Raw genomic sequence first — 7651 nt, forward strand, 5'->3', positions numbered from 1 at the left:
GAAAGGGCCGTTCATGACGTCAGTGGTCATCACGGGGAGCCGTTACTTGATCCACCCCGAACAGGCTGACCGTTTTGGCCCCTTCGAGAAGACCTTTCTCGCCGAGGGTGACTCCTGGATGGACGCCAGCGCCGCGGTCCAAGGCTCGCTGCCGTTCTTCCTCGCCGACGAGTTCAACCGGCGTGGCAAGACCCACCTGATCATCAACATCTCCACGTCGGGGCAGACGCTGCAGCGCATCTCCAAGACGATGAGTGGCGACTACCTGTGGTGGCTCAAGCAACTGAGCTATGACGCCGTGCTGCTCAGCGCTGGCGGCAACGACTTCATCGACGCGGCCCGTGACGAAGCGCCGGGCGAAGGCCTGCTGAGTGACATGCAGGGCCAGCCCCTGCCCACCAATGGCTACGCCTGCGTCCGGCAGGACGCCCTGGCTACCCTGGTCGGTGACTACCTCAATCCCAACTTCGACGCCATGTACCAGGCGCTGAGGGCCAGCGTCAAGAACGCGGACACGCCGCTGCTGCTGAACTGCTACGACACGCCGGTCGCCCGCAATGCGCCGGCCATTGCAGGCCTGGTTGGCCCCTGGCTCTGGACGGCCTACCTCAAGAACCATATACACCCTGTGCTGTGGCCGTCGCTGACGGCGGGCTTGTTCAACGACATCAAGGCCGCAGTGAGCGGCTGGCCGACGGGGCGCACGGGAGTCCAGGTGGTACCCACCACCGGCGTACTGGCCCCTGCCTCGCCTGACGCGACCGGTAGCAGCGGCGACTGGAAGAACGAGATCCATCCGAATGTCAGCGGTTGGCGCAAGCAGGCCAGGATCTGGGCCGACCTGTTGGCCTGAGACAGCGCGGCGCCCCCGGCGGCCGTCACGCCCCTGTCACGCAGCACGGCCAGCATCGTCGGCTTTGCAACGCTGCCCTGCATGAAGCTGCTGCTCGTCCTGCTGGCCCTCAGCGGCCTGACCGCCACCGCATCCGCCACCCGTGGTGTCGAGGAACCGCTGGAGCTCGGCTTTGGTGACTTCTTCGTGCAGCCCGCAGGCCCTCGCGGCCTGGAGCCGACGGCCCGGCTGCTGGCCGCCCACGGTCGCGAGGTTCGTATCGTCGGCTTCATGGTGCAGCGCGAGCACGTGCAACCGGGGCGTTTCCTGCTGACGCCGCGGCCTGTCGCCATGTCCGAGCATGCCGACGGCGAGGCCGACGACCTGCCCGCCGCCACTGTCACCGTGCTGCTGCCGGATGCCCAGCGCGCCCGTGTCGTTGCCCATCAGGCCGGGCCGCTGGCGCTGAGCGGCCGCCTCGAATACGGCCCCGCCGAGGACGAAACCGGGCGCGTGTCCTGGCTGCGGCTGCACCTGGCGCCCGGCGCGCTGGCCGCCCAGCCTGCGGCGGCGGCCGCAGCCCATTCGAATTGACCTCCTCCGAAAGACGATGAAACACCCCGTCCTGCTCCTTGCCGCCATCGCTGCCGGTTCCGCCGTCGCTGCACCCACCGTGACGCGGCTGACGCCGCCCAGCGAGCTGTTCTCCAGCAGTCGCACCGACCCCGTCATCGCCCGATTCCTGCCCGGCCAGCGCTTCGACCTGCAGGCCACCATCCGGCCCGATGCGGGGCAGAAGATCGCGGTCGCGCGCTTCGTCGTCGACGGCAAGCCGGTGGGTGCTACCGTCGCGCTGCGCGACTGCTCGGCAGGCTGCGTGAAGGGCTTGGCCGCTGAGGCGGCCATCGCCACCGTGCGCGCCGTCAGCGTTGCTACCGCGGGTCGGCACGAGTTCAGCGTCGAGGCCACACAGACCGACGGGCAGAGCGTCGTCGCCAAGGGCAACTTCGAGGTCGTGCCCTTCGCGGCCGCGATGGGCCCCAGGATCAAGAACATCATCATCCTGCTGGGCGATGGCATGGGCGCCTCCCAGCGCACCGCCGCGCGCATCGTGCACGGCTATGCGCAGGGCAAGGCCATCGAGCCGCTGGCCATGGACAGCTTCTCGGCCACGGCGCTGGTCAAGACTTCATCGCTGAACTCCATCGTCACGGACTCCTCCCCCGGCATGACGGCCTATGTCAGCGGCAACAAGAACAACAACAACGAGGAGGGCGTGTTCCCTGATGACACGGCGGACCCCTTCGACAACCCGCGTGTCGAGTACCTCTCCGAGTACCTGCATCGCACGCAGGGCAAGCAACTGGGCATCGTGACGACGGCCGACGTCTTTGACGCCACGCCAGCGGGCAACGCCGTGCACACCAGCAACCGTGGCGCCGGCACGGGCATCGTGGACCAGTTCTTTGACGACCGGTCCCACACCGGCCTGACCGTGCTGATGGGCGGCGGCCGCAAGTGGTTCCTGCCCGCTGGCACGCCCGGCTCGGCGCGCACCGACACCAACGACTACGCTTTCTCCGCCACCGACCCGCACACCGCCGAAATCGTGAAGCGTTGGGGCGTGAGCGCTGGCGCGCTGGACAAAGGCCGCAACCTCATCAACGACTTCCAGGCCGCCGGCTACAGCTATGCCGCGACGAAGAGCGACCTCGACAAGGCTGATGCAGGCAAGCCGCTGCTGGGCCTGTTTGCGTTCTCCAACATGAACGTGGCGTTGGACAAGATCAACGGCCGCCGGGGCACCGACAGGAACGGCTTGGGCGGCGCCAGCGTCGTCGAGGACTTCGGCCTGCCCGACCAGCCCATGCTGGACGAGATGGCGGCCAAGGCCATCCACGTGCTGAAGAAGTCGCCCAAGGGCTTCGTGCTGATGATCGAAGGCGCGTCCATCGACAAGCAGGCCCACAACATGGACACCGAGCGCTGGATGCTGGACACGCTGGAGTTCGACCGCGCCGTGCGCGTGGCGCAGGACTTCGCGGCAGAGCGCGGTGACACCTTGGTCATCGTCACGGCCGACCATGAATGCTCCGGCGCGGCACTGATTGGCGGCTCCATCGTGACCGATGCCAAGCTCGCGGAGCTGGCGACCAAGAAGGGTGTAGCCAACCTGCGCAACAGCGTCGTGGGCGTGTACGAGAAGGCCGGCTTCCCACACTACAAACTGGCGGCCGATGGGTACCCCGAGACCACCGACATCGACTACCGCCTGCTGGTGGGTTACGGCGCCAATGCCGACCGCTACGAGGACTGGCGGACCAAGAGGACGCCGCAGCGCGACGGCCAACAGCCGTTCGCCAGCGGGATGCCGCTGAAGTGGTACCCCGCCAATGCGGCTGAGCGCGACGACGCGCTGGGTGAGTACCAGGTGACCGGCCAGGTGCCCGGCGAGCAGGCGGTGCACACAGCAACCGACGTGCCGCTGTCGGCCTACGGCCCCGGCGCACTGGCCTTCACCGGCGTCATCGACAACACCGATGTGTTCTTCAAGCTGGCGCAGGCCGCAGTGAAGGGCGTCGTGGCGCCGGCCGATTCCAGCGGTGCGAAGAAGCCGCCCAAGCCCCGGCGCTGAAGCGCGGTCGCGGCCGGCGGGCTGACCTTCGGCACGGGTGCGGCCGAGATGGATACTGGCCCGCCTCGAACAGGAGACTGCACCCATGAAGATTTGGCTCACCGCGACCTTTGCTGCCGCCGTTGCCACCGGCGCCCACGCCCAGGCGGCCGACCCACTGAAGGCCGCCGTCGCGGCCGAGCACCGCAGTGTCGGGAACGTGGCGCGCGACCCGGCGCGCCATCCCTATGAAACGCTGAGCTTCTTTGGCATCAAGCCCACCGACACCGTCGTCGAACTGTCTCCCGGCGGTGGTTGGTACACCGAGATCCTTGCGCCCTACCTGCGCGAGCGTGGACAGCTCTACGCCGCGGACGGCGGCAGCGCCCGCTTCAAGGCCAAGATGGAGTCTCTGGGCGTCTACGGCAAGGTCACCATCACCAGCTTCAACCCTGGCAAGGGGCAGTTCGACATCGCCCCGCCCGGCAGCGCCGACATGGTGCTGACCTTCCGAAACGTGCACAACTGGATGAACGGCGGCACGGCCCAGGCCGTCTTCGACGCGGCCTTCAAGGCTCTGAAGCCGGGCGGCATGCTGGGTGTCGAGGAGCACCGCCTGCCGGCCTCGCGCACGCAGGATCCCAAGGCCGGTTCGGGCTATGTGCAAGAGGCCGTCGTCATCAAGTTCGCCGAGAACGCAGGCTTCAAGCTGGCGGGCCGCAGCGAGGTCAACGCCAACCCCAAGGACACGGCTGACCACCCGGATGGCGTCTGGACGTTGCCGCCGACCTATGCGCTCAAGGACAAGGACCGAGCAAAGTACCAGGCCATCGGCGAGAGCGACCGTATGACGCTCAAGTTCGTGAAGCCTTGACGGTCTGGCGCGCATGATCCATGCCGTCGTCGGCTACGGCCGCCTGGCGCGCGCGCTGGTGCCGGCGCTGCAGGCCGCAGGCGAGGAGGTCGTCGTCGGGCGGCGCTCGCCTGGCGTGGGCGAACTGCTGCCTGGCGACGCAACCCGCGCGGCCGACTGGGTCTGGCTGACGGTGCCTGATGACCACATCGCGGCGACCGCCACGACGCTGCCCTGGCGTGCCGGCCAGCTCGCGCTGCACTGCAGCGGCGCGACGTCGCTGGCAGCGCTGGCGCCGGCCCCCGTCGCTGCCGGTTTTCATCCGCTGAAGTTGCTGGCCGGCGATGCCGACCTGGCGGGAGCGTACGTGGGCATCGAAGCCGACGATGTGTACCGGCCGGCGCTGCAGGCGCTTGCCCGGGCATTGGGCTTGGTGCCGCTGGCGCTGCCCTCGCCCATGGCGGCCCAGGCGCGGGCGGCCTATCACGCGGCGGCCAACCTTGCCGCCAGCGGCGTTTTGGCCGTGTTGGCCGACGCCCAGGCCCTGTGGGCCGCCGCCGGCCTGGCGCCCACTGATGCCCTGCCTGCCCTGGCGCCGCTGAGCCATGGGGCGCTGGACACGGCGTTGGCGCGTGGACTTGCCGGCGCCGTTTCCGGCCCCATTGCACGCGGCGATGTCGCCGTGCTGACGCGCCATCTGCACGCATTGGCCGATGCCGGCCTGGATGCCGACCTGCTGCTGGCGCTGGCCCGGCGACAGCTCGTGCTGGCGGAGGCCGCTGGCCGTCTGGACGCGGCACAGATCGCCGCGCTGCGGGCCTGCCTGGTGGCCTGATGAACGCGTCGGCAGCTGGCAGCGTGACAAAGGCCGCGTTCGGCCCGGTTTGCGAAGCTGATTGAATGGGGACGGACTTCTAAACTTCCCAAATCCGTCGCCGGTGGCGGGAGCACCCAGGGAGTTCAGATGTCCGACGCATCCATTCAAGCCATGATCCGGGCCGATGCCGCCCAGATCCTGCACAGCGTCGTCGACGAGCTGCCTGATGCCCGGGAGCGTCTGGCTTACGTGCGCAGCATGACAGAGCAGGCGGCCACCAAGGTGCTCAACCTCGTCGAGGCTGCTCAGGCGGATGCCGAGGCCGTGCGCAAGAAGGGCCGCGAGCTGTCCGATGCGCTGAACCGCTTGGCCCTGTCCACCAACATCAGCACCGACCGCGCACGCGCGCTGATGAAGTTGTGCGCTGCCTATGCGGCCGATGCCGCCAGCTTTGCGTCGCGTGAGAAGTCGCTGCACACCGAGATCATGATGTCGCAGGACTTCCAGGATCTCTCCGGCCAGGTCATCAACAAGGTCAGCAGAATGCTGGAGCGCGCGGAGCCGGCGCTTAACGACCTGATCGAGTCCCTGCCCGCGCCCGTCCCCGCGGACAACGCCTCCACCGAACTCCACGGCGTGCAGACGCCTGACAAGGCGCTCAAGCAAGACGACGTGGATGATCTGCTGGCTTCGTTGGGGTTCTGACGGGCTGGCGGCCTATGTCCAGGATGCCGGATCGAGGCGGTAATAGCCGCTCAGTTCGGCGTAAAGCTCCGGATGGCCGGCAGCCAGCTCGACGGGGCGCTCGAAGAACAGTTCGCTGACCACCGCGAAGAATTCGGCGGGGTCTGTGGCCGCATAGGCATCAATCAAACCCGGCTCACCGCCGCTCGTCAGCCGCCAGCGCAGCGCGTCGAACTCGTTCTGCATCACCGTCGACCAGCGCCGGTAGGCCTCTGCCGTCGGCAGCGCGGGCGCGCCGTTGGCAGGGCCACCGGCCTGGTCCAACTGGTGGGCGAACTCGTGAATGACGACGTTGTGCCCGTCGCCAGGCGTGGCCGCGCCCCGCTTCACCTCGTCCCAGGCGAGCAGCACCTGGCCCTGGCTCCAGCTCTCGCCAGCAAGCACGCGACGCTGGTCCGACAGCACGCCGCCGGATTCCGTTACCGGCCGGTCGACGACGAAGGCGCTCGGGTAGACCAGCACCTGGCGCAGTTCCGGGTAGACGCCGCGCGCCGCGCCCAGCAGTGGCAGGCAGGCCAGCGCCGCGATGGTCACGCGGACCTCGTCCGTCACGCGCAGGCCGCGGCAGCCAAGAATGGGCTTTTCGGCCAGGAAGATTTGCATCAACCCCTTGAGCCGCAGTTGCTGGCGCGCCGGCAGCCGGGCGACCAGCGGCACATGCCGACGCAGCAGGCGGCGCCAGGCGGCCGGGAAGGGGCGGCTGGCGACGCGCTCGCGTCGCCGCCTCACCCACACCGGCCACAGTGCGATACCGGCGGCGGCTAGCAGGACGAGGCAGAAGCAGATGAGCAGGGCCATGGCAGATCAGCTGGGTGCGCGCGCCGGCTTTGCAAGTCCCGGGGTAGGCTGCGGGCCATGCGTACTTTCCCACTTGCGGCCTGGCAGGTGCTGTTGGGCGGCATCTGCGCGCTGGTGCTGACGATAGGCCTGGCTCGCTTCGCCTACACGCCGCTGCTGCCGCAGATGCAGGCGCAGGCGGGCCTGGGCCTGGCCGACGGCGGGCTGCTGGCGGCAATCAACTACGCCGGCTATATGAGCGGAGCGCTGCTGGCGGCCTGGATCGAGAACCCGCGCTGGCGCCACCGCCTGTACAGCTGGGGGTTGCCCATGGCCCTTCTCGTCACGGCGCTCATGGGCTGGAGTTCGTCCTTCGGCGCGTGGGCCGTGTCCCGCTATGTCGGGGGCTTGTGCGGTGCCGCCGGCATGCTTCTGGGTTCGGGCCTGGTGCAGGGCTGGCTGATGCGTTCAGGGCGCCGGCCCGAGCTGGGCATCTACTTTATTGGCCTCGGGCTGGGCATCGTCGTGTCGGCCCTGGGTGCGATGGGCATGGCGCGGCTGGACCTGGGCTGGGCCGCGCAATGGGAAGGCTTTGCGCTGCTGGGCCTGTTATTCCTGATTCCAGCCTGGTGGTGGCGCCCGCCGGTGCCGCCGCCGCCCGTCAAGGCGTCGGCCGGCCAGAACCCGAGTCGGCGCTGGATGGCGCTGATGGTCGCGGCCTATTTCTGCGCTGGGTGGGGCTTCGTCATCAACGCGACCTTCACCGTCGCCATTGTCGAGAAGCAGCCGCTGCTGGCGGGGCAGGGCCCGTGGGCCTGGCTGCTCGTCGGTCTGGCGGCCACGCCGGCAGTGTTCGTGTGGGATCGCATCGCGCGGCGCACAGGCGATGTCGGTGCGCTGCTGATCGCCTTCGGCGCGCAGATCGTCGGTGTGCTGCTGCCGGTGCTGGCCGGAGGGCTGGTGGCGGCGCTGGCCGGTGCCCTGCTGTACGGCGCAACCTTCATCGGCATCGTC

8 protein-coding genes are annotated in these 7651 nt (G+C 68.7%); 7 read left to right on the forward strand and 1 reads right to left on the reverse strand.

Translation table 11 applies throughout. The annotated features are described in order from the left end of the window. From VGF12_RS21955 to VGF12_RS21980, 6 genes are all read left to right on the forward strand, one after another. Nucleotides 1-853: GDSL-type esterase/lipase family protein (locus VGF12_RS21955; RefSeq protein ID WP_331178179.1), on the forward strand; the 853-nt coding region annotated here is incomplete at its 5' end. A gap of 81 nt (nt 854-934) precedes the next feature. Continuing rightward, nucleotides 935-1426, forward strand: coding sequence for a hypothetical protein (locus VGF12_RS21960; protein WP_331178180.1), 492 nt, complete (start codon nt 935-937; stop codon nt 1424-1426). A 16-nt stretch (nt 1427-1442) separates the two neighbouring features. Next, nucleotides 1443-3467, forward strand: a complete 2025-nt coding sequence (locus tag VGF12_RS21965) for an alkaline phosphatase (protein ID WP_331178181.1) — start codon at nt 1443-1445, stop codon at nt 3465-3467. 85 nt (nt 3468-3552) lie between these two features. Then, nucleotides 3553-4320 (forward strand): methyltransferase, encoded by a 768-nt coding sequence (locus VGF12_RS21970; RefSeq protein ID WP_331178182.1) that lies wholly within the window; start codon nt 3553-3555, stop codon nt 4318-4320. A gap of 13 nt (nt 4321-4333) precedes the next feature. Next, nucleotides 4334-5134: a DUF2520 domain-containing protein gene (locus VGF12_RS21975; RefSeq protein WP_331178183.1), complete on the forward strand. Its 801-nt coding sequence runs from the start codon at nt 4334-4336 to the stop codon at nt 5132-5134. Nucleotides 5135-5263: 129 nt separating this feature from the next. After that, nucleotides 5264-5821 carry a protein phosphatase CheZ gene (locus VGF12_RS21980; RefSeq protein ID WP_331178184.1) on the forward strand — a complete coding sequence of 186 codons (558 nt, stop codon included), beginning with the start codon at nt 5264-5266 and terminating at the stop codon, nt 5819-5821. Between the two features lie 12 nt (nt 5822-5833). Here the strand turns inward: VGF12_RS21980 and VGF12_RS21985 are convergent, their stop codons facing one another. Then, complete coding sequence (locus tag VGF12_RS21985; protein ID WP_331178185.1) at nt 5834-6658, reverse strand: M90 family metallopeptidase; 825 nt, start codon at nt 6656-6658, stop codon at nt 5834-5836. A 57-nt stretch (nt 6659-6715) separates the two neighbouring features. On the opposite strand from VGF12_RS21985, the gene VGF12_RS21990 reads away from it, so the two are divergent. Next, a partial coding sequence (locus VGF12_RS21990; protein WP_331178186.1) for a YbfB/YjiJ family MFS transporter occupies nt 6716-7651 on the forward strand: 936 nt, incomplete at its 3' end.

Origin of the sequence: Roseateles sp. (assembly GCF_036404855.1) — a bacterium.
In the GTDB taxonomy this organism is placed as follows: Bacteria; Pseudomonadota; Gammaproteobacteria; order Burkholderiales; family Burkholderiaceae_C; genus Pelomonas.